Annotated in this window: 26 protein-coding genes; 17 read left to right on the top strand and 9 right to left on the bottom strand. The window is 64.1% G+C overall.

Annotated features, from left to right (window positions below; translation table 11 throughout):
* The first annotated feature begins 50 nt into the window (after window positions 1–50).
* Window positions 51–584, top strand: coding sequence for an inorganic diphosphatase (gene ppa / locus K0P03_RS17065; RefSeq protein ID WP_272790179.1), 534 nt, complete (start codon window positions 51–53; stop codon window positions 582–584).
* A gap of 6 nt (window positions 585–590) precedes the next feature.
* Here the strand turns inward: ppa and K0P03_RS17060 are convergent, their stop codons facing one another.
* The 8 genes from K0P03_RS17060 to hemC form a co-directional block, all read right to left on the bottom strand.
* Entirely contained in the window at window positions 591–896 is a 306-nt protein-coding gene (locus K0P03_RS17060; protein ID WP_272790178.1) for a DUF167 family protein, read from the bottom strand.
* A 20-nt stretch (window positions 897–916) separates the two neighbouring features.
* Window positions 917–1,207 carry a YggT family protein gene (locus K0P03_RS17055; RefSeq protein WP_024271125.1) on the bottom strand — a complete coding sequence of 97 codons (291 nt, stop codon included), beginning with the start codon at window positions 1,205–1,207 and terminating at the stop codon, window positions 917–919.
* 145 nt (window positions 1,208–1,352) lie between these two features.
* Window positions 1,353–2,069: a glutamine amidotransferase gene (locus K0P03_RS17050; RefSeq protein ID WP_050745552.1), complete on the bottom strand. Its 717-nt coding sequence runs from the start codon at window positions 2,067–2,069 to the stop codon at window positions 1,353–1,355.
* A 2-nt stretch (window positions 2,070–2,071) separates the two neighbouring features.
* A complete protein-coding gene (locus K0P03_RS17045) occupies window positions 2,072–2,557 on the bottom strand; it encodes a tellurite resistance TerB family protein (RefSeq protein WP_023515703.1) in 486 nt (161 codons plus the stop codon).
* Window positions 2,558–2,640: 83 nt separating this feature from the next.
* Window positions 2,641–4,248 carry a heme biosynthesis protein HemY gene (locus K0P03_RS17040; protein ID WP_272790177.1) on the bottom strand — a complete coding sequence of 536 codons (1,608 nt, stop codon included), beginning with the start codon at window positions 4,246–4,248 and terminating at the stop codon, window positions 2,641–2,643.
* 13 nt (window positions 4,249–4,261) lie between these two features.
* Complete coding sequence (locus K0P03_RS17035) at window positions 4,262–5,512, bottom strand: COG4223 family protein (RefSeq protein WP_272790176.1); 1,251 nt, start codon at window positions 5,510–5,512, stop codon at window positions 4,262–4,264.
* A 111-nt stretch (window positions 5,513–5,623) separates the two neighbouring features.
* Window positions 5,624–6,349, bottom strand: coding sequence for a uroporphyrinogen-III synthase (locus tag K0P03_RS17030; protein ID WP_272790175.1), 726 nt, complete (start codon window positions 6,347–6,349; stop codon window positions 5,624–5,626).
* 3 nt (window positions 6,350–6,352) lie between these two features.
* Complete coding sequence (hemC, locus tag K0P03_RS17025) at window positions 6,353–7,282, bottom strand: hydroxymethylbilane synthase (RefSeq protein ID WP_272790174.1); 930 nt, start codon at window positions 7,280–7,282, stop codon at window positions 6,353–6,355.
* Window positions 7,283–7,357: 75 nt separating this feature from the next.
* Between hemC and tsaD the strand changes: the two genes are divergently transcribed.
* The 5 genes from tsaD (at window position 7,358) to K0P03_RS17000 (ending at window position 10,937) form a co-directional block, all read left to right on the top strand.
* Window positions 7,358–8,452: a tRNA (adenosine(37)-N6)-threonylcarbamoyltransferase complex transferase subunit TsaD gene (gene tsaD, locus K0P03_RS17020; RefSeq protein ID WP_272790173.1), complete on the top strand. Its 1,095-nt coding sequence runs from the start codon at window positions 7,358–7,360 to the stop codon at window positions 8,450–8,452.
* Window positions 8,449–9,435 carry an NAD(P)H-dependent glycerol-3-phosphate dehydrogenase gene (locus K0P03_RS17015; protein WP_130517020.1) on the top strand — a complete coding sequence of 329 codons (987 nt, stop codon included), beginning with the start codon at window positions 8,449–8,451 and terminating at the stop codon, window positions 9,433–9,435. Before tsaD ends, K0P03_RS17015 begins: the two co-directional genes overlap by 4 nt.
* A gap of 43 nt (window positions 9,436–9,478) precedes the next feature.
* On the top strand, window positions 9,479–9,772 hold the full coding sequence (locus K0P03_RS17010; protein ID WP_130517018.1) for a YciI-like protein: 294 nt from the start codon (window positions 9,479–9,481) through the stop codon (window positions 9,770–9,772).
* A 6-nt stretch (window positions 9,773–9,778) separates the two neighbouring features.
* Window positions 9,779–10,210: an EVE domain-containing protein gene (locus K0P03_RS17005; protein ID WP_130517016.1), complete on the top strand. Its 432-nt coding sequence runs from the start codon at window positions 9,779–9,781 to the stop codon at window positions 10,208–10,210.
* A gap of 64 nt (window positions 10,211–10,274) precedes the next feature.
* A complete protein-coding gene (locus tag K0P03_RS17000; protein ID WP_272790172.1) occupies window positions 10,275–10,937 on the top strand; it encodes a class I SAM-dependent methyltransferase in 663 nt (220 codons plus the stop codon).
* 15 nt (window positions 10,938–10,952) lie between these two features.
* Here K0P03_RS17000 and K0P03_RS16995 read toward each other — a convergent pair whose 3' ends face one another.
* Entirely contained in the window at window positions 10,953–11,417 is a 465-nt protein-coding gene (locus K0P03_RS16995) for a hypothetical protein (RefSeq protein ID WP_272790171.1), read from the bottom strand.
* Between the two features lie 299 nt (window positions 11,418–11,716).
* Between K0P03_RS16995 and sdhC the strand changes: the two genes are divergently transcribed.
* The 11 genes from sdhC (at window position 11,717) to odhB (ending at window position 24,801) form a co-directional block, all read left to right on the top strand.
* Window positions 11,717–12,109 carry a succinate dehydrogenase, cytochrome b556 subunit gene (gene sdhC / locus K0P03_RS16990; RefSeq protein ID WP_050745541.1) on the top strand — a complete coding sequence of 131 codons (393 nt, stop codon included), beginning with the start codon at window positions 11,717–11,719 and terminating at the stop codon, window positions 12,107–12,109.
* 10 nt (window positions 12,110–12,119) lie between these two features.
* Entirely contained in the window at window positions 12,120–12,500 is a 381-nt protein-coding gene (gene sdhD / locus K0P03_RS16985; protein ID WP_023514882.1) for a succinate dehydrogenase, hydrophobic membrane anchor protein, read from the top strand.
* A 6-nt stretch (window positions 12,501–12,506) separates the two neighbouring features.
* Window positions 12,507–14,348 (top strand): succinate dehydrogenase flavoprotein subunit, encoded by a 1,842-nt coding sequence (gene sdhA, locus K0P03_RS16980; RefSeq protein ID WP_023514883.1) that lies wholly within the window; start codon window positions 12,507–12,509, stop codon window positions 14,346–14,348.
* Window positions 14,349–14,366: 18 nt separating this feature from the next.
* Complete coding sequence (locus K0P03_RS16975; RefSeq protein ID WP_023514884.1) at window positions 14,367–15,146, top strand: succinate dehydrogenase iron-sulfur subunit; 780 nt, start codon at window positions 14,367–14,369, stop codon at window positions 15,144–15,146.
* A gap of 143 nt (window positions 15,147–15,289) precedes the next feature.
* Window positions 15,290–15,832 carry an AprI/Inh family metalloprotease inhibitor gene (locus K0P03_RS16970; RefSeq protein ID WP_023514885.1) on the top strand — a complete coding sequence of 181 codons (543 nt, stop codon included), beginning with the start codon at window positions 15,290–15,292 and terminating at the stop codon, window positions 15,830–15,832.
* A gap of 38 nt (window positions 15,833–15,870) precedes the next feature.
* Window positions 15,871–17,064, top strand: coding sequence for a cell division protein ZapE (gene zapE, locus K0P03_RS16965; RefSeq protein WP_272790170.1), 1,194 nt, complete (start codon window positions 15,871–15,873; stop codon window positions 17,062–17,064).
* A gap of 167 nt (window positions 17,065–17,231) precedes the next feature.
* Window positions 17,232–18,194, top strand: a complete 963-nt coding sequence (gene mdh / locus K0P03_RS16960; protein WP_272790169.1) for a malate dehydrogenase — start codon at window positions 17,232–17,234, stop codon at window positions 18,192–18,194.
* A 67-nt stretch (window positions 18,195–18,261) separates the two neighbouring features.
* Window positions 18,262–19,455 (top strand): ADP-forming succinate--CoA ligase subunit beta, encoded by a 1,194-nt coding sequence (sucC, locus tag K0P03_RS16955; RefSeq protein WP_023514888.1) that lies wholly within the window; start codon window positions 18,262–18,264, stop codon window positions 19,453–19,455.
* An 18-nt stretch (window positions 19,456–19,473) separates the two neighbouring features.
* On the top strand, window positions 19,474–20,376 hold the full coding sequence (gene sucD / locus K0P03_RS16950) for a succinate--CoA ligase subunit alpha (RefSeq protein WP_023514889.1): 903 nt from the start codon (window positions 19,474–19,476) through the stop codon (window positions 20,374–20,376).
* 141 nt (window positions 20,377–20,517) lie between these two features.
* A complete protein-coding gene (locus K0P03_RS16945; RefSeq protein ID WP_050745539.1) occupies window positions 20,518–23,514 on the top strand; it encodes a 2-oxoglutarate dehydrogenase E1 component in 2,997 nt (998 codons plus the stop codon).
* Window positions 23,515–23,565: 51 nt separating this feature from the next.
* The gene (odhB, locus tag K0P03_RS16940; protein WP_272790168.1) at window positions 23,566–24,801 is read left to right on the top strand and encodes a 2-oxoglutarate dehydrogenase complex dihydrolipoyllysine-residue succinyltransferase; all 1,236 of its coding nucleotides are present in this window, start codon (window positions 23,566–23,568) and stop codon (window positions 24,799–24,801) included.
* The last annotated feature ends 14 nt before the right edge of the window (window positions 24,802–24,815 follow it).

The following is a 24,815-nucleotide window of genomic DNA, read 5'->3' as shown; positions in this document are numbered from 1 at the left end:
TCGCATTAGGAAGCCCGCGAACAGAACCATTCCACCTGAGGGAGCCCCCCATGCGTATCGATGCGATTTCCGTTGGCAAGAACCCGCCGGATGACGTGAACGTCATTGTCGAGGTGCCGGTCGGCGGCCATCCGATCAAGTACGAGATGGACAAGGAAGCCGGCGCGCTCGTCGTCGACCGTTTCCTCTACACGCCGATGACCTATCCGGGCAATTACGGCTTCGTGCCGCATACGCTTTCGGAAGACGGCGACCCGATCGACGTCCTGATCGCCAACACCCGCCCGCTCGTTCCGGGCTGCGTGATCAACGTGCGCCCGATCGGCGTATTGGTCATGGAAGACGATGGCGGCAAGGACGAGAAGATCATCGCCGTGCCGGTGCCGAAGCTGACGCGCCGCTACGACAAGGTCGAAAACTACAACGACCTGCCGGAAATCACCCTGAAGCAGATCGAGCACTTCTTCTCGCACTACAAGGATCTGGAACCCGGCAAGTGGGTGAAGATCGCAGGCTGGGAAGACGTCAAGGTCGCCAAGAAGATGATCCTCGAAGCGGTCGATCGCTACAACGCGCAGAAGTAAGCGATCTTACTGCGCTGCCGCGCTCTCGAGCCTGAACATGATGTCCTCCGGGTCGCCCTCGATCCGGAGGATTTTCTTTCTCTGGGTATCGCCGCTCAGGAGGCTGACTGCCGATTTCGGCACGCCGGCTGCCTTGGCGATCAGGGCAAGCAGTGCCTTGTTGGCTTTGCCCTTGTCCGGCGGGTCGCTGACACGCACCTTCAGGTAACAGGCGCCGTCACTGCCTGTATCCCAGCCGTCGATCGCGTCGCGCCCACCATTCGGCGTGAGCCGCACGGTCAGGCGCACATGATAGGCGTCTTGGCGCCGCAAGGCGGCGCCGGGTGCCTGCGTCACAGGACGGCGGGCGCCAAAACGCTGCGGATCACCTGCTCCAGGAAGAACAGGATGACGAGCACGACGAGCGGCGAAAGGTCGACGCCGCCGAAGTTCGGCAGAACGCGGCGGATCGGGCGGTAGATCGGCTCCGTCAGCTGATACAGCGAGCGGCCGATGGTGGCGATCACCTGATTGTTCGCGTTGATGACGTTGAAGGCATAGAGCCAGGAGAAGATCGCCGAGGCGATCACCAGGAACCACGCTATGCTGATGATGAACAATAGGGTGTTGATGACCGCTATCATTGATGTCTCCAATTGGTTTCGTCTCGACATGTAGCCATTGCGCGCCCTGCCAGCAAGGCCGGGCGCCGGGCGGTGCGGCAACATGTTTAATGGTGCGGGCCCGGCACGGATGTGAAACGGTCGTCCAGATTTGCCGGACGTAGGCTCAGGCCTCGTGGAAGATGCGCTCGAGGAAGGAGGTCATCCAGAGGCGGAGCGCAGCATCGTGCAGGAGGCGTCCGTCGAGATGGGCGCGACCGACCTGAGCGCCCGGTAGCTCGAAGCGATGTGCGCCGTGCACCACCCAGCGATGCATCATGGCGAGCGTCAGCTCGCCGTGGAACTGGATGCCCCAGGCATTGTCGCCGTAGCGGAAGGCCTGGTTCTCGTAGTGGTGGCCGGTGGCGAGCAGCGTTGTGTCCCGCGGCAGGTCGAAGCCCTCGCGATGGAACTGGTAGACCATGTCCGGCCAGGGCATCAGCGCCGTGCCCGCCTCGGTCGCCGCCAGCGGATACCAGCCGATCTCCGTCCAGCCTTCCGCATGGCCGAAAACCGTGCCGCCGAGATTCTTCACCAGCATCTGTGCGCCGAGGCAGATGCCAAGGAAGGGGCGGTTCTCGGCAAGGGGGACGGAGAGCCAGTCGATCTCCGCGCGCACATAGGCCTCGTCGTCATTGGCGCTCATCGGCCCGCCAAAGACGACGGCGCCCGCATGCTGCGACAATGTGGCGGGCAGTGGATCGCCGAGCACGGGGCGGCGGATGTCCAGCGCATGGCCCATCGTCTGGAGGATCTGCCCGACGCGGCCGGGGCTGGAGGTCTCCTGGTGCAGAACGATCAGGACGGGGCGCCTGCGGCGCGGCGTGCGGGGAAAATCGAGCATGCTCAGCCTTCGTCCGGTTCCTCCGGGCCTGTCGCCGCGCCGACCCGTTCGGCCACTTCCTGCCGCTTCATGATGCGCTCCCGGCCGGAGACGCCGAGCAGGTCCGCGATGCGCCAGATGGCGTGGTCCTCCATCTCGCTGCGCTCGCCGTCGGCATAGACGATCTCCCAGAGCAGGCCGATCAGATCGACGCGCTGCTCCTCCGAAAGCTGGCGTTTCAGTTCCGAGGTGAAGCGGAAGAAGTCGATCGCCTCGCTCTCCGCATCGGTACCGGCAGCGACCAGCGCATCGAGCTCGCTCTCGTCGAGGCCGTAGAACTCCTTGAAGCGGGCGCGCAACGCCCTTTTCTCGACATCGAGAATCTTGCCGTCTGCTTCCATCACCTGGATGCAAAGCGCCATGACGGCGACCCGGGGGTCGTCGGCGGCAAAGGCCGGCCTGTCACCGCCGGAAAGGCTCGCCAGAAACTGCTGCAAGCGTTCGAACATTCAGTGTCGCCCCGTTCCTCAAGCCCTATGAGATTTCCGCCTCTTTCCGATAGGCGGAATCCTTGTCTTCATGCGCAATTGTTCTAGAACAAGCGGAAGCCGCTTGTTCCGTCCCGTTTGACCGCACCTTCCTTGACGCCCGGATCATCCGGCAGACCGAAGAACGGGCGCTCGTCCTCCTCGATGGCCACCGTCTCCTTGACCTTTTCCGGTGTCGCAGCCTTCACCGGTGCAGCCTCCACCACCGTGGCGATGACGACGGGTTTCTGGACGACTTCCACGGTCTCGACCCTGGCTGCCTCTTCGGCCCGCCTGACGGGCCTGCTCTCGATAGCGAGCGGCGGCAGGGTGCGGATAGCCTCGTCGACGGCGGCGGTCGAGCCTTCCTCGATCGGTCCATCGAGCGGGCTGACCGGCGTCTTCCATTCGAAGGCGTCGAGATGGCCCGTGACCGGCGAGACGGCCCGCCACTCCGGTGCGGTGATGCCGTCGGCGGTCCAGGCCGGATCGCGCGGCGCCTTCAGCGCCTGGTTCATCCAGTGGCGGATGCGGCCCTGGTCGCCCGTCTCGGCATCCTCGATATCGGCAAGCAGCAGGAAGGCGCTTTCGCGGGGCGCCAAGCGGGCAGCCGCTTCGGCCTTGCCGCGGGCAAGCGCGAAGTCGCGGGTTTCCAGCGCGGTTTCAGCGACGGCATAGAGTGCTTCGGCATTGTTCGGGCGTATCGCTTCAAGCTTTTCCGCCCGTTTCAGGCGGTCTGTCGCCGAATCGCCGCTGCGGGCACGGACATAGAGTTTCGCGACATCGCCGTGTGCGGTCGCCTTCCAGAGTTTTTCGAGGATGGCGGCGGCCTTGCGCAGGTTGTCCTCGCGCAGATAGGCCTTGGCCGCGATGAGGCCGGCGGGCACGAAATTCTCGTCGAGCTTCAGCGCCTGCTGGGCATCCTCGCGCGCGCCCTTGGGGTCGGCATCGAGCCTGGCGGCGGCGCGGGCGGTGAGCAGCACGACCTTGCGGCGGGTATAGGTCTTCTTTTCCTCGGCCGAGCCGGAACGGCCGTCGCCGAGAAGCTTCAGAGCCTCATCCCAGTCTCCTGCCTCGGAGCGGTATTCCAGCGCGGCTTCCGCCGCCCAGGGAAGCTGCGGCGCCTTTTCCGCGGCGCGCTCGGCATATTGCCGTGCAGCCTCGTTCGCGCCGAGCCGGCGGGCTTCGAGATAGAGGCCGCGCAAGCCGAGTTCACGTGTTTCGGGATCGTCCGCCATCAGTTCGAATTTCCGACGGGCGTCGTCGTAGCGACCCTCGATCATCGCCGCCTGCGCTTCGAGCAGATGGATGAGCGGCTCCTGGTCGGCACTCAGGAGGCCCTTGGTGCGACCCAGCATCTTTCGCGCCCCGGCGGCATCGCCGGCACCGGCGGCGATCAGGCCGGTGGAAAGCGCCTGGTAGCCACGGTCGCGCTTGCGGGCGCGGAAATAGCGCTGGATGGAGTGCGGCGAGGTCCAGACGACGCGCACGATCCACCAGGAGAACATCACGGCGGCGACCAGCGAGACGACGAGGGTGGCGGCGACCATCAGGCTCATGTCGGCGCGCTGGCCCTGCCAGATGATGGAGAGTTCGCCGGGGCGATCGGCAAGCCAGGCGAAGCCGGCGGCAAGCGCGAGGACGAAGAGGGCGAAGACCAGAATGCGAATCATGAAGCCTGTCTCCTCAGCCCTGGTTGCCGGTGGCGCCCGTGGTCGTGCCATTCAGGGCGCCGGAAACAACGGCGCCGATCAGGCCTTCCACGCTGACACGTTCATCGAGCTTGCGCTTGTAGTCGGTCGCTGCGGCCTGACCCTTTTCCGGCAGGGTCTGCCATTCGATCTGCGCACCCTTGAAGTCGCCGTTCTGCAGCTTGTTCTCGATGCGGGCGACCACCGCTTCCGGCGTGTCGCCCTCGATGCTGCCGACGGGACGCACGCGGATCGCCGAGGCGGCGCTCGACATCAGGCGGTTGAAGATGCCCTCGTCGCCGTCCGGCTGGTGCACGGCGTCGAGAATGGCATCGGCCGTTGGCTGGAAATCACGCACGAGATCCGAGCGTGCCGAAACACCGATGGCGGCATGTTCGCGCAGGCCCGCAAGGGAGGGATCGTCCGGCGCAATGCTTGCGAAGGCCTCCAGTTCGGCGAGATATGGACCGCCGCGGTCGATCGCGGTCTTCAGGGCGCTCGCGGCAACGGCCCGCGCCATTTCGATGTCGCTGCGCGGCTCATCAAGCTTCTGCTCGGCGGCGGCGATGCGTTCGGTGAGCTGGCTTTCCGTTGCACTGACCGCTTCTGCGGTGCGCGCCATAGCTTCGCGCAGCGTCGCAAGCTCTGTCGTCAGGCGGGTCACGTCGCCTTCGAGTTTGCTGACGGCTTCAGGGTTTGCACCCTGCGCGCTCGTGCCGTCACCGGCCGATTTTTCCAGTGCGGCGATCCGCGTTTCGATCGGTTGGAGATCGACCGGGCTTGTGGCCGGGGCCTCGGAAAACCGCGTCTTCAGCGCCTCGACTTCGTTTGCCAGGGTGGACACGGCGTCGGATTGGCCGGAACGGTCGGGCCCGAGTGCCGGCAAGTAGCCGCCATATTGCAGGCTGCCGGCGCCGAGAAGTGCGATCAGGCCACCCAGGATGCCGGCGGCCAGCGTACCGGCATTGCTGCGCTGCGGTGAAGGTTGCGTTTCGGCGCGCGCCGGTTCTTCATAGGTCGTGCGGGCAGGCTCGATCGGCTCGGCTTTTTCTTCGGCGGGCTCGGCGGCGGTTTCCGTTGTCGCGGTATCAGCCGCTTCTGCTGCCTGGTTTTCCGGCGTTTCGGCCTTTACCGCTTCCTCGGCTGCCAGCGTTTCGTTGCTGACGGAGGCGGGAACCGCTTCGAGATCGATTGTCACGGGCTCGTCGCCTGCCTTCTTGCGACGGGACGGGGTTTCCGGTTCCATGGCGACCTCCTCGCGTTCATGTGCATTGCATTAAACGTAGACAGGGAAGGCAGCGAGGGAAAGACCCTTGCGGCAAATTCGTCCGTCGCCGCCCGCCTTCGCCCCTTGCTCTTACAGCAAATCCAGCAGGCTTTCCTCGTTGGGCAAGGATGCGACGACAGTCGATGCGGCAAAGCGCGGCGGCACGGCTTTGGCGACATTGGCGCTCATGCAGAGCATCAGCGTGGACAGGAAGCGCTCGGGAATTTCCACGAGCGGGGAGAGTTTGAAGAAGGCCCGCGCGCTTTCGCCGGAATAGAACAGCACGGCATCCGGCACCGGTTTGAGAAGGGCCGCCTCCGCCTCCGTGCGCCGGGGAACGACTGATACCATGCGGTAGGCTTCCACGGTGCGGAACGGGATGCCGGCTTCGGCAAGGCGCGCCTCGAAGCCCTGTGCGCGCGGCAGGCCGGCGAGATAGAGGATCGGTTCGGCCGGCATGCCGAAATCCCGGCAATGCGTGATGATCATCTCGGCAAGGTCCCTGCCGTCCCCGCCGGGCGTGAGCACGGTGCGGAAGCCGGCCGCGCTCGCGGCATCCGCAGAAGCACGCCCGACCGAAAAGACCGTGGTCAGGAGGTGGCGGTCGAGCGTTTCACCGAGATGAGCGAAGAGGCGCGCGACCTCGGCGCTGGTGATGGCGATGGCCGAATGCCGCTCTGCGAGCGCTGCTTTCACCGCATCGAGGTCGTGTTCGGGCTTCGACAGCGGCAGGCAGGCGGTCTCGTGGCCCAGCGCCGCGAGCTTGCGGGCGGTCCGGGCCGCCGCCTGTTGCGGGCGAAGGACGAGAACGCGCACGGATCAGCCCCAGCTTTCGAAGAAATCCGCTCCCGCCTTGTCGCGGATCGCCTGCCCCGCCGCTTCGCCGAGCCGGCCGGCTTCGGTTGCCAGGCCGCTCGTCTCGATCTCGTGGAACCGGCTGCCGTCAGGCGTCAGGATCATGCCGCGGAACTGGAGATGTTCGCCCTCGACCGTCGCATAGCCGGCAATCGGCGTGCGACAGGAGCCGTCGAGCGTGGCAAGGAAACCGCGTTCGCAGGAGACGGCCGCGCGCGTCGCGCGGTCGTCGATGGCTGCAAGCAGGCTTTCTGTCTGCGCATCGCCGATGCGGCTTTCGATACAGATCGCGCCCTGTGCCGGAGCGGGGGGGAAGGAGACGGGATCGAGGATTTCCGTCGGCACGTCCAGCTTGCCGAGGCGCTTCAGCCCGGCATAGGCGAGCAGCGTTGCGTCCGCCTGGCCTTCGGCGAGCTTGCCGAGGCGGGTATCGACCTGGCCGCGGAAGACGATGACATTGATATCGGGCCGAAGACGGCGGATGAGCGCCTGGCGGCGAAGCGAGGCGGAACCGACGGTCGCGCCCTGCGGCAGGTCGAGGAGGCGGGCGGCGCTGCGGCCGATGAACGCATCGCGCACGTCCTCGCGCGGCAGGAAGGCCGAGAGATGCAAACCCTCCGGCAGCTTCGTCGGCATGTCCTTGGAGGAGTGTACGGCGAAATCGAGCTCGCCGGAGGAAAGCTGCGCCTCGATCTCCTCTGTGAACAGGCCCTTGCCGCCGATCAGCGCCAGCGAACGGTCGGTGATACGGTCGCCCTTCGTTGAAAGCACGACGATCTCGAACATGTCTTCCGGCAGGCCGTGGGCAGCCATCAGGCGTGAGCGGGTCTCGTAGGCTTGGGCGAGCGCCAGCGGGCTACCCCGTGTGCCGATCCTGAAAGGTTTTGTTTGCATCCGCCTTGATCCGTTGTTACCGGGATGTCTCGTAACCGGGTTTCCGGCCCATCGCAATCAATTCCCAAGTGCTACATGTCGTCCCATCTGACCATTCTGGGCATCGAAACGAGCTGCGACGAGACCGCGGCGTCCGTCGTCGTGCGTGATGCCGAAGGCCGGGGCGCGATTCTTGGCGAGGTGGTGCTGAGCCAGCTCGAGGAACACAGCGCCTATGGCGGCGTGGTGCCGGAGATTGCCGCGCGCGCCCATGTGGAAGCGCTGGACAGCCTGATTTCCGAAGCCTTGCTACGGGCCGGCCGCTCGCTCGAGGATGTCGATGCCATTGCCGCGACCAGCGGTCCGGGGCTGATCGGCGGCCTCATCGTCGGGCTGATGACCGGCAAGGCGATCGCCCGGGCGACGGGCAAGCCGCTCTACGCTGTCAACCATCTCGAAGGTCATGCGCTGACGGCGCGGCTGACGGACGGGCTCTCCTTTCCCTATCTCATGCTGCTCGTTTCCGGTGGTCACACGCAGCTCGTGCTGGTGCGCGGCGTCGACGACTACGAGCGCTGGGGCACGACGATCGACGATGCGCTCGGCGAAGCCTTCGACAAGACGGCCAAGCTGCTCGGCCTGCCCTATCCCGGTGGGCCAGCGGTGGAGCGCATGGCGAAGGCGGGCAATCCGGAGCGCTTCACCTTCCCGCGGCCGCTCGTCGGCGAAGCGCGGCTCGATTTTTCCTTTTCCGGCCTCAAGACGGCTGTGCGGCAGGCCGCGCAGTCGATCGAACCGGTGACGGAGCAGGACATCGCCGATATCTGCGCCTCCTTCCAGCGCGCCGTCTCGCGCACGCTGAAGGACCGTATCGGCCGCGGTCTCGAGCGCTTCCGCACGCTGTTTCCGGATGCCGGGGCACCGGCGCTGGTCGTTGCCGGCGGGGTGGCGGCCAATGCAGAGCTGCGTGCGACGCTGCAGGCGCTGTGCGACAAGCAGAAATTCCGCTTCATCGCGCCGCCGCTGGCGCTGTGCACCGACAATGCGTCCATGATCGCCTGGGCGGGGCTGGAGCGTATGGCGGCCGGTTTTCCGCCCGATGACCTTGCTGTTGCGCCGCGTTCGCGCTGGCCGCTTGACCGCGAGGCGGCAACCGTTCTCGGATCCGGCAAACGGGGAGCCAAGGCATGAGCACCAGTCCGAGGATTGCCGTCGTTGGTGCAGGCGCCTTCGGGACGGCGCTGGCGAGCGTGGCCGCGGCAAGCGGCGGTGACGTCACCCTGATCGGCCGCGACAAGGCGGCCGTCGATCTGATGTGCACCTCGCGGCGCAACGAAAAGGCGCTGCCCGGCATCGACCTGCCGCCGGCGCTTTCCTTCAGTGCCGATGCGGAGGCGATCCGCGGTGCGGGTATCGTGCTGTTCGCCATGCCCTCGCAGGCCCAGCGTGATGCGGCGCGGTCCCTTGCGCCCCTGCTTGCGCCGGGTGCGGCTGTGGTGATCTGCGCCAAGGGCATGGAAAAGGGCACCGGGCGGTTGCTGACGGAGGTTCTGGAGGAAGAGCTTCCCGGCCGCGAGATCGCCGTGCTTTCCGGCCCCGGCTTTGCAGCCGACATCGCGAAAGGCCTGCCGACGGCGATGGTGGTCGCCGCGCGTACCGCGGAAACCGGCGCGGCGCTGGCGCAGGCCCTTTCGGGACCGACATTCCGGCTCTACCCTTCGACCGATCGCATCGGCGTTCAGCTCGGCGGTGCGCTGAAGAATGTGCTGGCGATCGCCTGCGGCATCATCGAAGGCGCCGAACTCGGCGATTCGGCACGGGCGGCGCTGATTTCGCGTGGACTTGCGGAGCTGTCCCGCTTCGTCGCGGCCCATGGCGGGGAGGGCATCACGGTCACCGGGCTCTCTGGCCTCGGCGACCTCGTGCTGACGGGAACGAGCCACCAGTCGCGCAATTTGCGTTTCGGCATCGCGCTCGGCCGTCATGGCAACGCCGCCGGCTGGTCGGGCGATCTCGTGGAAGGCGCCTTTGCCGCCTCGGTCGCATCCGGTGTTGCCGCTGAAAAGGGTATCGACATGCCGATCACCGATGCGGTCGCCCGCATCATCGACGGCAGCCTCGACGTGAAGACCGCCATAGGGCAGCTGATGACGCGCCCGATCACCCAGGAATGACAGAGCGGCCAGGAACAGCCCGGAACAGAAAAAGGATCGTTTCATGCATTTCGCATTTCTCTGCCAGGACAAGCCCGGTGCGCTGCAGGTGCGCCTCGATACGCGCCCGGATCACCTCGCCTATCTGAACGGCCTGAATTCCGACGGCAAGCTCGCCTTCGCCGGTCCCTTCCTCGGCGATGATGGCAAGCCGACCGGCAGCCTGGTGGTGGTCAAGGCGGAGACGATCGAAGAGGCCCGGCAGATCGCCGAAAACGATCCCTACGCCAAGGCCGGCCTTTTCGCCTCTGTCGAGGTAAAGGCCTGGAACTGGGTCTTCAACAGTCCGGAGGCCTGATTTTCCATGGCATACTGGCTCTACAAGTCCGAACCCTTCAAATGGTCCTGGCAGATGCAGAAGGATGCCGGTGAGGCGGGCACCGAATGGACGGGCGTACGCAACTATCTCGCGCGCAACCACATGCGGGCGATGACGATCGGCGACAAGGGCTTCTTCTACCACTCCAACGAGGGATTGGAGATCGTCGGCATCACCGAGGTCTGCGCGCTTTCGCATCCCGATTCGACGGCCGGTGAAGATCCGCGCTGGGATTGCGTCGATATCCGCGCCGTGCGCGACATGCCCAAGCCCGTCTCGCTGAAGGACGTCAAGGCCAACCCGAAGCTGGCCAACATGTCGCTCGTCACCTCCATGCGTCTTTCGGTGCAGCCGGTGACCGAGGAAGAGTGGATCGAGGTCTGCCGCATGGGCGGTCTCGACAAGCCGCCGCGCTGATGGTTCGGCCCTTCGCCCGCCACATTGCTTTCCTTAGAGGCCGACGCCGCGGAGCGATGTTTCCGTGAAGACGGATCCCGAGGTCTTCATTCGCGACAACACCGACGTGCTCTCTCCGCCGCATGTGCCGGAGGTGAGGCTGCGGCTTGCCACGGAGGCGCATGACCTCTGGCTGAAGACCGAGGAGGAACTGCAGGAGATCGGCCTGCCGCCGCCCTTCTGGGCGTTCGCCTGGGCGGGCGGACAGGGGCTTGCCCGGCACATTCTGGATCATCCCGCCCTGGTGACCGGAAAATCGGTGCTGGATTTTGCCAGCGGCTCCGGCCTTGTCGGCATCGCGGCGCGGCTCTCCGGTGCCTCATCCGTGCTGGCGGCCGATATCGACCCCTGGAGTGAAGCAGCTGTTCGCCTGAACGCGGTCCTGAATGGTGTCGACCTCATCCACACTGCGGAAAACATGATCGGCCGGGACGAGGGCTGGGACGTCGTGCTGGCCGGCGATGTCTTCTATGACCGCGGTTTTGCGGATGTGCTCATTCCCTGGTTCTCGACGCTAGCGGCACAGGGCGCCATGGTGCTCGTCGGCGACCCCGGCCGGGCCTACTGCCCGCGCGAGCGCATGGAGGCGCTCGCCATCTATACGGTGCCGGTGACACGGGCGCTGGAGGACAGCGAGGTCAAGAAGACGACGGTCTGGCGCTTTGGCGTAATCCCGCAAAAGGCGTAATGCTTTGCCCGGCCTTCAAAGGCCCGGGCGGATGACGCAGACGCCGGCTTCCCACGAGCAGCCGTTCTGGCCTGGCGTCACCACAATGACTTTCGGTCCGTGGCTCTCGGCCAGGGGAGCATCGAACAGGTCGTCATAGTAACGCTCCCGATCGATATAGAAGTAGATACTGTTGCCCTTGTCGCGATAGGCGGAGATGGCGCCGCCGTAGAAATTGCGGTCCTTGCGCCAGTGGCGATCGCGATGCCGCTCGACCCGGCGGTCGTCGCGGTAGCGATCGCGTGGCCGCCATTGGCGGTGCTCACGCCGTTCGATGCTGCGGCCGATGAAGCTGCCTTTCGACCAGTCCGCGTCGGAATTGTCCGACCAGCCGGTATCGGGGGTACGGTCGCGGGCCGCGACGGGCGTCATGCCGCCGGCCGCAAGGGCGACCGCAAGTGCTAGAACTTTGGTCGCATGGGGCGCTGAAAACAGAGTCATTCTGTCGTGCCTTCCGGATTACGCTTAACAGATCCTTAATGGCAAGATGGGGCAGCGCCCGGCAAAAGTCACGGATTTGGTTATGATTTTTCCGGTTATCGTTAATTGGCGGAGCATGTCCCGGAATGGCACAAAAGCGGCAGGCGCTTAATCGATTAAATTCATTTTGCACTGCAAGAAGGCTTGTGGTTCCGCTTTCCGGTGATTAAACGTCGCAATCACTGCATTGTGCACAACATACTGCAATTCCGGAGAAATTCTGTCCAGTTTATGGCTCTCCGGGGTTCCGTGAGGTTCAGATGGCGAATGTCACTCGAAGCCGGCCGCTCTCGCCGCATCTCCAAGTCTACAAGCCGATCCCGACGATGGTCATGTCCATCGTGCATCGCATAACCGGCGCCGCCCTTTACTTCGGCACGGTGCTCGTTGCCTGGTGGCTCATCGCCGCCGCTTCGGGCGAAGCCTATTTCGATTGGGTCAACTGGTTTTTCGGCACGCTGATCGGGCGCCTCGTGCTCTTCGGCTACACCTGGGCGCTGATGCACCACATGCTGGGCGGTCTTCGCCACTTCATGTGGGACATGGGGCGCGGCTATGAAAAACACTTCAATACAAAGCTCGCCATCGCCACCCCGATCGTCTCCGTCGCCCTGACGGTTTTGATCTGGATCGTCGGTTACCTGGCGCGCTGAGGAGAAACCCATGGACATGCGCACTCCCCTCGGCAAGGTTCGTGGTCTCGGCTCGGCCAAGGATGGCACGGAGCATTTCTGGCGCCAGCGCCTGACGGCCGTTGCCAACGTTCCGCTTCTCTTGTTCTTCGTCGGCTTCCTGATCTGCTACAACGGCGCGTCCTATGCGGAAGTCACCGCGGCGCTGTCGAACCCGATCGTCGCCGTGCTCATGGGCCTTGTCGTCGTCTCCGGCCTCATCCACATGAAGCTCGGCATGCAGGTCATCATCGAGGACTACGTGCATGCGGAAGGCGTGAAGATCGCGCTCCTCATGCTCAACACCTTCTTCGCGATCCTGGTCGGCGGGCTCTGTCTTTTCGCCGTCCTCAAGATCGCCTTCGCAGGATAATCCATCATGGCAGCGAACTCCTCCCCGGCGGCCAACGGCAAGGCCTATACTTATGTGGACCACTCCTTCGACGTGATCGTCGTCGGTGCCGGCGGCGCGGGCCTGCGCGCCACGCTCGGCATGGCCGAACAGGGGCTCAAGACCGCCTGCATCACCAAGGTTTTCCCGACACGCTCGCACACGGTCGCTGCCCAGGGCGGCATCGCGGCCTCGCTCAGGAATATGACGCCGGACAGCTGGCAATGGCACCTCTACGACACCGTCAAGGGTTCCGACTGGCTCGGCGACGTCGATGCCATGCAGTATCTCGCCATGGAAGCGCCGAAGGCGGTCTATGAGCTGGAGCACTACGGCGTACCCTTCTCGCGCAATGCGGAAGGAAAAATCTACCAGCGGCCGTTCGGCGGCCACATGCAGAATTACGGCGAAGGCCCGCCGGTGCAGCGCACCTGCGCTGCCGCCGACCGGACCGGCCATGCCATCCTGCACACGCTCTACGGCCAGTCGTTGCGCAACAATGCGGAATTCTTCATCGAGTATTTCGCGCTCGACCTGATCATGTCGGCCGACGGCCGCTGCACCGGCGTCGTCGCCTGGAACCTTGATGACGGCACGATCCACCGTTTCGCTGCCAAGATGGTGGTGCTGGCGACCGGCGGCTACGGTCGCGCCTATTTCTCGGCCACCTCGGCGCACACCTGCACGGGTGACGGCGGCGGCATGATCGCCCGCGCCGGCCTGCCGCTCCAGGACATGGAATTCGTCCAGTTCCACCCGACCGGCATCTATGGCGCCGGCTGCCTTATCACCGAGGGCGCGCGCGGCGAAGGCGGCTATCTCGTCAATTCGGAAGGCGAGCGCTTCATGGAGCGCTATGCGCCGTCGGCCAAGGACCTGGCGTCTCGCGACGTCGTCTCGCGCTGCATGACGATGGAGATCCGCGAAGGCCGCGGCGTCGGCAAGAACAAGGACCACATCTTCCTGCATCTCGACCATCTCGACCCCGCCGTGCTGCACGAGCGCCTGCCGGGCATTTCCGAGAGCGCGAAGATCTTTGCCGGCGTCGATGTGACGCGCGAGCCGATCCCGGTCCTGCCGACCGTGCACTACAACATGGGCGGCATTCCCACGAACTACTGGGGCGAAGTGCTGAACGCCGACAGCCAGAACCCGGAGCGCCTGGCGCCCGGCCTGATGGCGGTGGGCGAGGCCGGCTGCGCCTCGGTGCACGGCGCCAACCGCCTCGGCTCCAATTCGCTGATCGACCTTGTGGTCTTCGGCAGAGCCGCCGCGATCCGCGCCGGTCAGGTGATCGACCGCGCCGCCCCCGTTCCGGCACTCGACATCGCTGCCTGCGACAAGATCATGGACCGCTTCGATCGCCTGCGGAACGCCAATGGCGGCACGCCGACGGCAATCCTGCGCGACAAGATGCAGCGCACCATGCAGGACGACGCGGCCGTGTTCCGCACCCAGGAATCGCTCGAAAGCGGCTGCCGCCGCATGAGCGAGATCTGGAAGGAAATGCCCGACATCAAGGTCACCGACCGCTCGATGATCTGGAACTCCGATCTCGTTGAGACGCTGGAACTGGAAAACCTGATGGCCAACGCCATCACGACCGTCTACGGCGCCGAGGCCCGCAAGGAAAGCCGCGGCTCGCATGCCCGTGAAGACTATGTCGACGGCCCCTTCGCCGGCCGCGACGACGTCAACTGGCGCAAGCACACCCTGGCCTGGGTAAGCGAGGCGGGCGACGTCAAGCTCGACTATCGCCCTGTTCACACCGACCTTATCGCCGACGGCATCGATCCCCAGAAGATCGCGCCCAAGGCCCGCGTCTACTGATCCCGAGGAGAACAGGACATGGTTGAACTCGCTCTCCCGAAAAACTCGCAGATGACCGAAGGCAAGGTCTGGCCGAAGCCGGCCGGCGCCGCGAACACCCGCGAGTTCCGCATCTATCGCTGGAACCCCGACGACGGCAAGAACCCGTCGATCGACACGTTCTACATCGACGTCGACGATTGCGGCCCGATGGTGCTCGACGCGTTGCTCTACATCAAGAACAAGATCGATCCGACGCTGACGCTGCGCCGCTCCTGCCGCGAGGGTATCTGCGGTTCCTGCGCCATGAACATCGACGGCACCAACACGCTCGCCTGCACCAAGGGCATGGACGAGGTGAAGGGTGCGGTGAAGGTCTATCCGCTGCCGCATATGCCGGTCGTAAAAGATCTCGTTCCCGATCTCACCAACTTCTACGCCCAGCACCGTTCGATCGAGCCCTGGCTGAAAACCGTCTCGCCGACGCCGGCCAAGGAATGGAAGCAGAGCCATGAGGACCGCCTCAAGCTCGACGGCCTCTATGAGTGCATTCTCTGCGCCTGCTGCTCGACCTCCTGTCCGAGCTATTGGTGGAACGGCGACCGCTATCTCGGCCCGGCCGTCCTCCTCCAGGCCTATCGCTGGCTGATCGACAGCCGCGACGAAGCCACCGGCGAGCGCCTCGACAATCTGGAAGACCCCTTCCGTCTCTACCGCTGCCACACGATCATGAACTGCGCCCAGGCTTGCCCGAAGGGGTTGAACCCGGCGAAAGCGATCGGTGAAATCAAGAAGATGCTGGTCGAGCGCCGGCTCTGACCCATATGATAGGCATTCACGAAACGTGAGGAGGCGGCTCGACTATTCGGGCCGTTTCGTCTTGATTCGTGCGGGCGATTCACGTTAATTCGGCGGAAATTGCTGCATGGCAGCAGTATCGGGCAGATATCAGGAGTAACGACATGCGGATTCACCATGTGGCAGGCGGGCTGATGATGGCGCTTGCTCTGGCCGGTTGCCAGCGCACGTCGATGGACAGCGTCAACACGCAGCAGAATATTACGCCGCTGCAGGCCCAGCCGATCGGCAGCGTTTCCTCCAGCCAGCTGCCCGACCCGACGACGGACACGTCGCAGTTCCCGGAAAAGCCGACGACCGACACGGCCATGGCGACCGGAACGGGTGTTGCCGGCGGCGCGGCGGATGCGGCAGCTGCGACGGCGCTCGACGTCACCAAGGAATCCATGGTCGGCAACTGGCGTGTGGCAAGCGGCCCGTCTTCCTGCGACATGTTCCTGACGCTCACCAATCTCGGCAGCGGCTCGCGCGGCGGCACGCGTGGTTGCGCCGGCGAGCTGACGACGATGGGCTCCTGGGAAGTTGCCGGCAAGCAGGTCGTGTTGAAGGACCGCAACGGCAATTCCATTGCCCGCCTCTACAAGTCTGCAGACGCTCGCTTTGACGGCACGACCAATTCCGGCCAACCCGTCAGCCTTTCGCGCTGATCCCGTCCTTCCGACACCGACACGGATAAAACCCGCCCATGGGCAAGGACTGGGACAGCGGATCGACACATCCGGACCATGGCGTTTCGGATAGGCTGCAGGCCCTTGTCCAGAGTGGCGAGCTGAAGCCGGACCCGGCGCAGAGGGCCATGGCCGCGCGCTTCGACCGGCTGCTTCTCGACCTGCACGCCCAGCGCCCGGCGCGCAAATCCAGTGCGCTCGGCTGGCTCTTCGCCTCTCGCAAACCCGAAACCGTCAGCGCCCCCAAGGGCCTTTACATCTATGGCGGCGTCGGGCGTGGCAAGACCATGCTGATGGACATGTTCTTCGAGCTGGCGCGGGTGAAGCGCAAGCGTCGGGCGCATTTCCATGAGTTCATGGCCGACGTGCACGATCGCATCCACAAGCACCGCCAGAAGCTGAAGGCCGGGGAGACCAAGCAGGCCGATCCCGTACCGCCGGTGGCCGCAAGCCTCGTCGAGGAGGCGCGGCTGCTCTGCTTCGACGAGTTTTCCGTGACGGATATCGCCGATGCGATGATCCTCTCGCGCCTGTTCGGCGAACTCTTCCAGCGCGGCTGCATCCTGGTGACGACATCGAACGTCGAGCCCGACAATCTCTACAAGGATGGCCTCAATCGCGGCTTGTTCCTGCCCTTCGTCGATCTCCTGAAACAATATGTCGAGATCGTTCCGCTGGATTCGCTGACGGATTACCGGCTGGAAAAGGACAGCGGCCTGCCGGTCTTCCGCTATCCGCTGACGCCGGAAGCCGACATGGCGATGGATGCGGCCTGGCGGCGCGAGGTGGCGGGCAAGCTGGTCGGTGCCGAGACGATCGCCTTCCGCGGCCGCAGTATAACGGTGCCGCAGGCGTCAGCCCGGGCGGCGCGCTTTTCCTTCGCCGATCTCTGCCAGCGTCCGCTGGGGGCCGCCGACTATCTTGAAATCCTGTCGCGCTACGACACGCTGTTCGTCGACCACATCCCCTTGCTCGGCGCCGATAAGCGCAACGAGACCAAGCGCTTCATCAATCTCGTGGACACGGTCTACGACCATCGCGTCCGGCTGTTCGCCTCCGCGGCCGCCGCCCCGGAAGAGCTTCTGGTGACCCGCAAAGGCACCGAAGGTTTTGAATTCGATCGCACCGTCTCGCGCCTCATCGAGATCCGCAGCACGGAATATCTTGCAGATCATACGGCCCGATATGGCGATGACGTGACGAAAGCGTGACAAGAATTCTTACGTTTACGTAAGATTTTTTGCATCTAACCGATTGAAAAATTTCGATACAAAAGTATGTGTTGAATTTTTAACCCGAGGGGCGTAAGCCCTTGCGCCGAAAGGTCCCGCAATTGCGACATTGGGGGCCTGTTGATCGGAGCAAGAGGAAGCTTTTCATGGCCCGCAAGAAGATCGCACTTATTGGTTCTGGAATGATCGGTGGCACGCTGGCGCATCTCGCCGGCCTGAAGGAGCTGGGCGACATCGTCCTCTTCGACATCGCCGACGGCATTCCGCAGGGTAAGGGCCTCGACATTGCCCAGTCCTCGCCGGTCGAAGGCTTCAATGCCTCGCTGACGGGCGCCAGCGACTACGCCGCCATCGAAGGCGCTGATGTCTGCATCGTCACCGCCGGTGTTGCCCGTAAGCCCGGCATGAGCCGCGATGACCTGCTCGGCATCAACCTCAAGGTCATGGAACAGGTCGGCGCGGGCATCAAGAAGTACGCGCCGAACGCCTTCGTCATCTGCATCACCAACCCGCTCGACGCGATGGTCTGGGCGCTGCAGAAGTTTTCGGGCCTGCCGAAGAACATGGTCGTCGGCATGGCCGGCGTGCTGGACTCGGCGCGCTTCCGTCTTTTCCTCTCGGAAGAATTCAAGGTTTCCGTGCAGGACGTCACCGCCTTCGTTCTCGGTGGCCATGGCGACACGATGGTGCCGCTCGCCCGTTACTCCACCGTTGCCGGCATCCCGCTGACCGACCTCGTCAAGATGGGCTGGGTCACCAAGGAGCGCCTCGAAGAGATCATCCAGCGCACCCGTGACGGCGGCGCCGAAATCGTCGGCCTGCTCAAGACCGGCTCGGCCTACTATGCTCCGGCCGCTTCGGCGATCGAGATGGCCGAATCCTTCATCAAGGACAAGAAGCGTGTCCTGCCCGTCGCCGCCCATCTCTCGGGCCAGTACGGCGTCAAGGACATGTATGTCGGCGTTCCCACGGTCATCGGTGCCGGCGGCGTCGAGCGCATCGTCGAAATCGACCTCAACAAGGCCGAACAGGAAGCCTTCGACAAGTCGGTCGCAGCCGTTGCCGGCCTGTGCGAAGCCTGCATCAACATCGCGCCCGCGCTGAAGTAATCCCGGCTCTTTTGTTTCACGCAATTCCAGCAGGTCCTGCTGGAATTGCTCAGACAGGATTTATCCCATGAACATTCATGAATATCAGGCCAAGGCTCTGCTCAAGAGCTTTGGCGCACCGGTCGCCGAAGGCGTCGCGATCTTCTCCGCCGACGAGGCGGAAGCGGCTGCCAAGTCGCTCCCCGGCCCGCTCTACGTGGTCAAGAGCCAGATCCATGCCGGCGGCCGTGGTAAGGGCAAGTTCAAGGAGCTTGGCCCGGACGCCAAGGGCGGCGTTCGCCTCGCTTTCTCGATCGACGAAGCCAAGGCCCACGCCAAGGACATGCTCGGCAACACGCTCGTCACCGCGCAGACCGGCGAAGCCGGCAAGCAGGTGAACCGCCTCTACATCGAGGACGGTGCCGACATCGACCGCGAACTCTATCTCTCGCTGCTCGTCGATCGCTCGGTCGGCCAGGTTGCCTTCGTCGTTTCGACGGAAGGCGGCATGGACATTGAAGCCGTCGCGCATGACACGCCGGAGAAGATCCTCACCGTCGCGATCAACCCGGAAGCCGGTGTCACCGCCGACGATCTGGCAAAGCTCACCTCGGCGCTGAAGCTCGAGGGCGAAGCCAAGGCGGATGCCGAAAAACTCTTCCCGATCCTCTACAAGGCCTTTGTCGAGAAGGACATGAGCCTGCTCGAGATCAACCCGTTGATCGTCATGAAGAACGGCCGCGTGCGCGTTCTCGACGCCAAGGTGTCCTTCGACGGCAACGCGCTGTTCCGCCACGACGACATCAAGGCGCTGCGCGACGAGACCGAAGAAGACGCCAAGGAAATCGAAGCCTCCAAGTGGGACCTCGCTTACGTGGCGCTCGACGGCAACATCGGCTGCATGGTCAACGGTGCCGGTCTTGCCATGGCGACGATGGACATCATCAAGCTCTACGGCAAGGAGCCGGCGAACTTCTGCGACGTCGGCGGCGGCGCCGGCAAGGAGAAGGTCGCGGCCGCCTTCAAGATCATCACGGCCGACCCGAAGGTCGAGGGCATCCTCGTCAACATCTTCGGCGGCATCATGAAGTGCGACGTCATCGCCGAGGGCGTGGTCGCAGCCGTGCAGGAAGTCGGCCTCAAGGTTCCGCTGGTCGTTCGTCTCGAAGGCACGAATGTCGAACTTGGCAAGAAGATCCTGAACGAATCCGGCCTGGCGATCACCGCCGCCGACGATCTGGACGATGCTGCCAAGAAGATCGTCGCCGCGATCAACGGCTAACCTGAAGGACCAGACCTCATGTCGATTCTCGTCAACAAGAACACCAAGGTCCTCGTTCAGGGCCTGACCGGCAAGACCGGGACCTTCCACACCGAACAGGCGCTCGCCTATTACGGCACGCAGATGGTCGGCGGCATCCACCCGAAGAAGGGCGGCGAAACCTGGACCGGCTCGAAGGGCGAAAGCCTGCCGATCTTCGCTTCCGTCGCCGAAGGCCGCGAGAAGACCGGTGCCGATGCATCCGTGATCTACGTTCCGCCGGCAGGCGCCGCGGACGCGATCATCGAGGCGATCGAAGCGGAAATCCCGTTCATCACCTGCATCACCGAAGGTATCCCGGTTGCCGACATGGTGCGCGTCAAGGCTCGCCTCGACCGCTCCTCCTCACGTCTGCTCGGCCCGAACTGCCCCGGCATCCTGACGCCGGAAGAATGCAAGATCGGCATCATGCCGGGCTCGATCTTCCGCAAGGGCTCGGTCGGTATCGTCTCGCGCTCCGGCACGCTGACCTATGAAGCGGTCTTCCAGACCTCCAACGAAGGCCTCGGCCAGACCACGGCCGTCGGCATCGGTGGCGACCCGGTCAAGGGCACGGAATTCATCGACGTGCTGGAGATGTTCCTGGCGGACGACGCCACGACCTCGATTATCATGATCGGCGAAATCGGCGGTTCGGCCGAAGAAGATGCGGCACAGTTCCTCATCGACGAAGCCAAGAAGGGCCGCAAGAAGCCGATGGCCGGCTTCATCGCAGGCCGTACCGCTCCGAAGGGCCGCACCATGGGTCATGCCGGCGCTGTCGTTTCCGGCGGCAAGGGTGACGCGGAATCCAAGATCGCGGCAATGGAGGCAGCGGGCATCCGCGTTTCGCCTTCGCCGGCGCGTCTCGGCAAGACGCTGGTCGAAGTCCTCAAGGGCTGAGAAACGAAACTGGGATTGGCCGGCTGAAAACGCCGGCCGATCCGTCTCTTCCTGGCGCTGGATAGAGCGCTGGGCGGCAAGCCGGGGAAAGCCCGGTCAACACGATCGTTCGGGAGGCGGGCGCGGCGCCCGCAAAACACCATGGCACGACTAGACGCCAACGAACAATTTCTGGCCACGTCCTTCCTCGATGGAGCGAACGCGGCCTATATCGAACAGCTCTACGCCAAGTATGAAGCGAACCCCGCCTCTGTCGGTGAGGAATGGCAGGCCTTTTTCAAGGCCCTCGAAGACCAGCCCTCTGACATCGTGAAGGCCGCCAGGGGCGCCTCGTGGCAGCGCGCCAACTGGCCGATCGCCGCCAATGGCGAACTGGTCTCGGCGCTTGATGGCAACTGGGGCGTCGTCGAGAAGGTTCTTGAAAAGAAGGTGCAGGCGAAGGCCGAGGCCGTTGCCGTGCAGACCGGCACGCCCGTCAACCAGGCGGACGTCAATCAGGCGACGCGCGATTCTGTTCGCGCCATCATGATGATCCGTGCCTACCGCGCCCGTGGTCACCTGCATGCCAAGCTCGACCCGCTCGGCCTTGCGGCGCCGGTTGAGGATTACAACGAGCTCTCGCCGTCGAACTACGGTTTTGAGGAGAAGGATCTCGACCGCAAGATCTTCATCGACAACGTGCTTGGCCTCGAATACGCGACCGTGCGCGAAATGGTCGAAATCCTCGAGCGCACCTATTGCTCGACGATCGGCGTCGAATTCATGCACATCTCCAACCCGGAAGAGAAGGGCTGGATCCAGGAGCGCATCGAAGGTCCGGACAAGGGCGTCGATTTCACGCCGGAAGGCAAGAAGGCGATCCTGCAGAAGCTGATCGAGGCGGAGGGCTTCGAGCAGTTCATCGACGTCAAGTACAAGGGCACCAAGCGCTTCGGCCTCGACGGCGGTGAAGCGCTGATCCCGGCGCTGGAGCAGATCATCAAGCGCGGCGGTCAGCTCGGCTTGAAGGAAATCGTTCTCGGCATGGCGCACCGCGGCCGCCTCAACGTTCTGACGAACGTGATGGCCAAACCCCACCGCGCCGTCTTCCACGAGTTCAAGGGCGGCTCCTACGCGCCCGACGAAGTGGAAGGCTCGGGCGACGTGAAGTATCACCTCGGCGCTTCTTCGGACCGCGAGTTCGACGGCAACAAGGTGCACCTGTCGCTGACCGCCAACCCCTCGCATCTCGAGATCGTCAACCCTGTCGTCATGGGCAAGGCCCGTGCCAAGCAGGACCAGATGGCGAAGGTCTTCGAGGGTGACATCATCCCGCTCTCCGAGCGCGTCCAGGTCATGCCGCTGTTGCTGCACGGCGATGCGGCCTTTGCGGGCCAGGGTGTGACGGCCGAAATCCTCGGTCTGTCGGGCCTGCGCGGCCACCGCGTTGCCGGCACGGTGCACGTCATCATCAACAACCAGATCGGCTTCACCACGAACCCGGCCTTCTCGCGCTCCTCGCCCTATCCGTCGGATGTGGCGAAGATGATCGAGGCGCCGATCTTCCATGTGAACGGCGACGATCCGGAAGCGGTGACCTACGCTGCCAAGATCGCGACCGAATTCCGCATGAAGTTCCACAAGCCGGTCGTGCTGGACATGTTCTGCTACCGTCGCTTCGGCCACAACGAAGGCGACGAGCCGGCGTTCACGCAGCCGAAGATGTACAAGGCGATCCGCGCCCACAAGACCGTGGTCAACCTCTATGGTTCGCGTCTCATTGGCGAAGGCGTGATCAGCGAGGGCGAGTTCGAGAAGATGAAGGCGGATTGGCGCGCCAATCTCGAGCAGGAATTCGAGGCTGGCCAGTCCTACAAGCCGAACAAGGCCGACTGGCTGGACGGCGCCTGGTCGGGCCTGCGCTCGGCCGACAACCAGGACGAACAGCGTCGCGGCAAGACCTCCGTGCCGATGAAGCAGCTCAAGGAGATCGGTCGCAAGATCGCGACGATCCCGGAAGGCTTCAAGGCCCACAAGACCATCCAGCGGTTCATGGACAACCGCATGCAGATGGTCGAGACGGGCGAGGGTATCGACTGGGCGATGGCGGAAGCGCTTGCCTATGGCACGCTCTGCGTCGAGGGCACGAAGATCCGTCTCTCCGGCCAGGATTGCGAACGCGGCACGTTCTCGCAGCGCCACTCGGTTATCTACGATCAGGAGACCGAAGACCGCTACATCCCGCTTGCCAACCTCTCGCCCACGCAGGCGCGCTACGAGGTCATCAACTCGATGCTCTCGGAAGAGGCCGTGCTCGGCTTCGAATACGGCTATTCGCTGGCCCGTCCCAACGCGCTGACGCTCTGGGAGGCCCAGTTCGGCGACTTCGCCAACGGTGCGCAGGTCGTCTTCGACCAGTTCATCTCGTCGGGTGAGCGCAAGTGGCTGCGCATGTCGGGCCTCGTCTGCCTGCTGCCGCACGGCTATGAGGGCCAGGGTCCGGAGCACTCCTCCGCCCGCCTTGAGCGCTGGCTGCAGATGTGCGCCGAAGACAACATGCAGGTCGCCAACGTCACGACGCCGGCGAACTACTTCCACATCCTGCGCCGCCAGGTGAAGCGCGACTTCCGCAAGCCGCTGATCATGATGACGCCGAAATCCCTGCTGCGCCACAAGCGTGCCGTTTCCTCGCTGTCGGAAATGGCGGGCGAGAGCTCGTTCCACCGTCTGCTGTGGGACGACGCCGAGGTGATCAAGGACGGTCCGATCAAGCTGCAGAAGGACGCCAAGATCCGCCGTGTCGTGATGTGCTCGGGCAAGGTCTACTACGACCTTCTGGAAGAGCGCGAAAAGCGCGGTATCGACGACGTTTATCTCCTGCGCCTGGAACAGCTCTATCCGTTCCCGGCCAAGGCGCTGATCAACGAGCTGTCGCGCTTCCGCAATGCCGAGATGGTCTGGTGCCAGGAAGAGCCCAAGAACATGGGTGGCTGGGCCTTCATCGATCCGTATCTCGAATGGGTGCTCGCCCATATCGACGCCAAGTACCAGCGCGTGCGCTACACCGGTCGTCCGGCCGCAGCCTCGCCGGCGACGGGCCTGATGTCGAAGCACATGGCGCAGCTCGCTGCTTTCCTCGAGGACGCGCTGGGCGGTTGATCCGCCCGGCTTCCCAGTAACCACGATAAGAATCACGAACGGAACACACTCATGGCTACCGAAATCCGCGTCCCGACTCTGGGCGAATCCGTCAGCGAAGCGACCGTCGGCACTTGGTTCAAGAAGGTCGGCGACGTCATCAAGGCCGACGAGCCGCTCTGTGAGCTCGAAACCGACAAGGTGACGATCGAAGTGCCGGCGCCGGCCGCCGGCGTCCTGTCGGAAATCACGGCCGCCGCCGGCGAGACCGTCGCCCCGGGTGGTCTGCTTGGCCAGATTTCTGCCAGCGGTTCCGCCGGTGCGAGCGCGCCCGCTGCTGCCGAAAAGGTCGAGAAGGTTGCGGCCGCTCCGGCTGCCGAAACCAAGCCCGCCGCGGCTGCGTCTTCCATGCCGGCTGCACCCTCGGCCGCCAAGCTGCTTGCGGAAAACAACATTTCTGCCGACCAGGTTGATGGTTCCGGCAAGCGTGGCCAGGTGCTGAAGGGCGACGTCATCGCAGCCGTTGCCAAGGGCATTACGGCGTCTACCGCTGCTGCCGCCGAACCGGTCAAGATTGCAGCCCGCGTTCCGTCCTCCGAGGCGGACGCGCCGCGCGAAGAACGCGTGAAGATGACACGTCTGCGCCAGACGATCGCCAAGCGCCTCAAGGATGCGCAGAACACCGCCGCCATGCTGACCACCTACAATGAGGTGGACATGAAGGCCGTGATGGACCTGCGCAATCGCTACAAGGACATTTTCGAGAAGAAGCATGGTGTGAAGCTCGGCTTCATGGGCTTCTTCACGAAGGCCGTCACGCATGCGCTGAAGGAACTGCCGGCCGTCAACGCCGAGATCGACGGCACCGACATCATCTACAAGAACTACTGCCATGTCGGCGTCGCCGTCGGCACGGACAAGGGTCTTGTCGTACCGGTCGTGCGTGATGCCGACCAGATGTCGATCGCCGAGATCGAGAAGGAAATCGGCCGCCTCGGCAAGGCCGCTCGTGACGGTGCGCTTTCCATGGCCGACATGCAGGGTGGTACCTTCACCATCTCGAACGGCGGCGTCTACGGCTCGCTGATGTCCTCGCCGATCCTCAACGCCCCTCAGTCCGGCATTCTCGGCATGCACAAGATCCAGGATCGCCCGGTCGTCGTCGGTGGCCAGATCGTCATCCGTCCGATGATGTATCTCGCGCTCTCCTACGACCACCGCATCGTCGACGGCAAGGAAGCCGTGACCTTCCTGGTGCGCGTCAAGGAAAGCCTGGAAGATCCGGAACGCCTCGTTCTCGATCTGTAATGAGACTGGCGGCG

The sequence above is a fragment of the Shinella sp. HY16 genome (genome assembly GCF_028534175.1).
Lineage (GTDB): Bacteria > Pseudomonadota > Alphaproteobacteria > Rhizobiales > Rhizobiaceae > Shinella.
The sequence above is the reverse complement of the archived record's forward strand: the minus strand, read 5'-3'. Positions and strand labels throughout refer to the sequence as shown.

Excerpts from the sequence above, each read along its gene's own strand:
- K0P03_RS17005 (WP_130517016.1), top strand. The coding sequence starts at position 9,779 with ATGGCATACTGGCTCTACAAGTCCGAACCCTTCAAATGGTCCTGGCAG.
- K0P03_RS17050 (WP_050745552.1), bottom strand. The coding sequence starts at position 2,069 with ATGCTCGATTTTCCCCGCACGCCGCGCCGCAGGCGCCCCGTCCTGATC.
- K0P03_RS17055 (WP_024271125.1), bottom strand. The coding sequence starts at position 1,207 with ATGATAGCGGTCATCAACACCCTATTGTTCATCATCAGCATAGCGTGG.
- K0P03_RS17040 (WP_272790177.1), bottom strand. The coding sequence starts at position 4,248 with ATGATTCGCATTCTGGTCTTCGCCCTCTTCGTCCTCGCGCTTGCCGCC.
- K0P03_RS16995 (WP_272790171.1), bottom strand. The coding sequence starts at position 11,417 with ATGACTCTGTTTTCAGCGCCCCATGCGACCAAAGTTCTAGCACTTGCG.
- K0P03_RS17035 (WP_272790176.1), bottom strand. The coding sequence starts at position 5,512 with ATGGAACCGGAAACCCCGTCCCGTCGCAAGAAGGCAGGCGACGAGCCC.
- K0P03_RS16945 (WP_050745539.1), top strand. The coding sequence starts at position 20,518 with ATGGCACGACTAGACGCCAACGAACAATTTCTGGCCACGTCCTTCCTC.
- odhB (WP_272790168.1), top strand. The coding sequence starts at position 23,566 with ATGGCTACCGAAATCCGCGTCCCGACTCTGGGCGAATCCGTCAGCGAA.
- sdhD (WP_023514882.1), top strand. The coding sequence starts at position 12,120 with ATGGACATGCGCACTCCCCTCGGCAAGGTTCGTGGTCTCGGCTCGGCC.
- sucD (WP_023514889.1), top strand. The coding sequence starts at position 19,474 with ATGTCGATTCTCGTCAACAAGAACACCAAGGTCCTCGTTCAGGGCCTG.
- tsaD (WP_272790173.1), top strand. The coding sequence starts at position 7,358 with ATGTCGTCCCATCTGACCATTCTGGGCATCGAAACGAGCTGCGACGAG.
- K0P03_RS16970 (WP_023514885.1), top strand. The coding sequence starts at position 15,290 with ATGCGGATTCACCATGTGGCAGGCGGGCTGATGATGGCGCTTGCTCTG.
- sucC (WP_023514888.1), top strand. The coding sequence starts at position 18,262 with ATGAACATTCATGAATATCAGGCCAAGGCTCTGCTCAAGAGCTTTGGC.
- K0P03_RS17045 (WP_023515703.1), bottom strand. The coding sequence starts at position 2,557 with ATGTTCGAACGCTTGCAGCAGTTTCTGGCGAGCCTTTCCGGCGGTGAC.
- hemC (WP_272790174.1), bottom strand. The coding sequence starts at position 7,282 with ATGCAAACAAAACCTTTCAGGATCGGCACACGGGGTAGCCCGCTGGCG.
- K0P03_RS17010 (WP_130517018.1), top strand. The coding sequence starts at position 9,479 with ATGCATTTCGCATTTCTCTGCCAGGACAAGCCCGGTGCGCTGCAGGTG.
- zapE (WP_272790170.1), top strand. The coding sequence starts at position 15,871 with ATGGGCAAGGACTGGGACAGCGGATCGACACATCCGGACCATGGCGTT.
- K0P03_RS17015 (WP_130517020.1), top strand. The coding sequence starts at position 8,449 with ATGAGCACCAGTCCGAGGATTGCCGTCGTTGGTGCAGGCGCCTTCGGG.
- mdh (WP_272790169.1), top strand. The coding sequence starts at position 17,232 with ATGGCCCGCAAGAAGATCGCACTTATTGGTTCTGGAATGATCGGTGGC.
- sdhA (WP_023514883.1), top strand. The coding sequence starts at position 12,507 with ATGGCAGCGAACTCCTCCCCGGCGGCCAACGGCAAGGCCTATACTTAT.
- sdhC (WP_050745541.1), top strand. The coding sequence starts at position 11,717 with ATGGCGAATGTCACTCGAAGCCGGCCGCTCTCGCCGCATCTCCAAGTC.
- ppa (WP_272790179.1), top strand. The coding sequence starts at position 51 with ATGCGTATCGATGCGATTTCCGTTGGCAAGAACCCGCCGGATGACGTG.
- K0P03_RS16975 (WP_023514884.1), top strand. The coding sequence starts at position 14,367 with ATGGTTGAACTCGCTCTCCCGAAAAACTCGCAGATGACCGAAGGCAAG.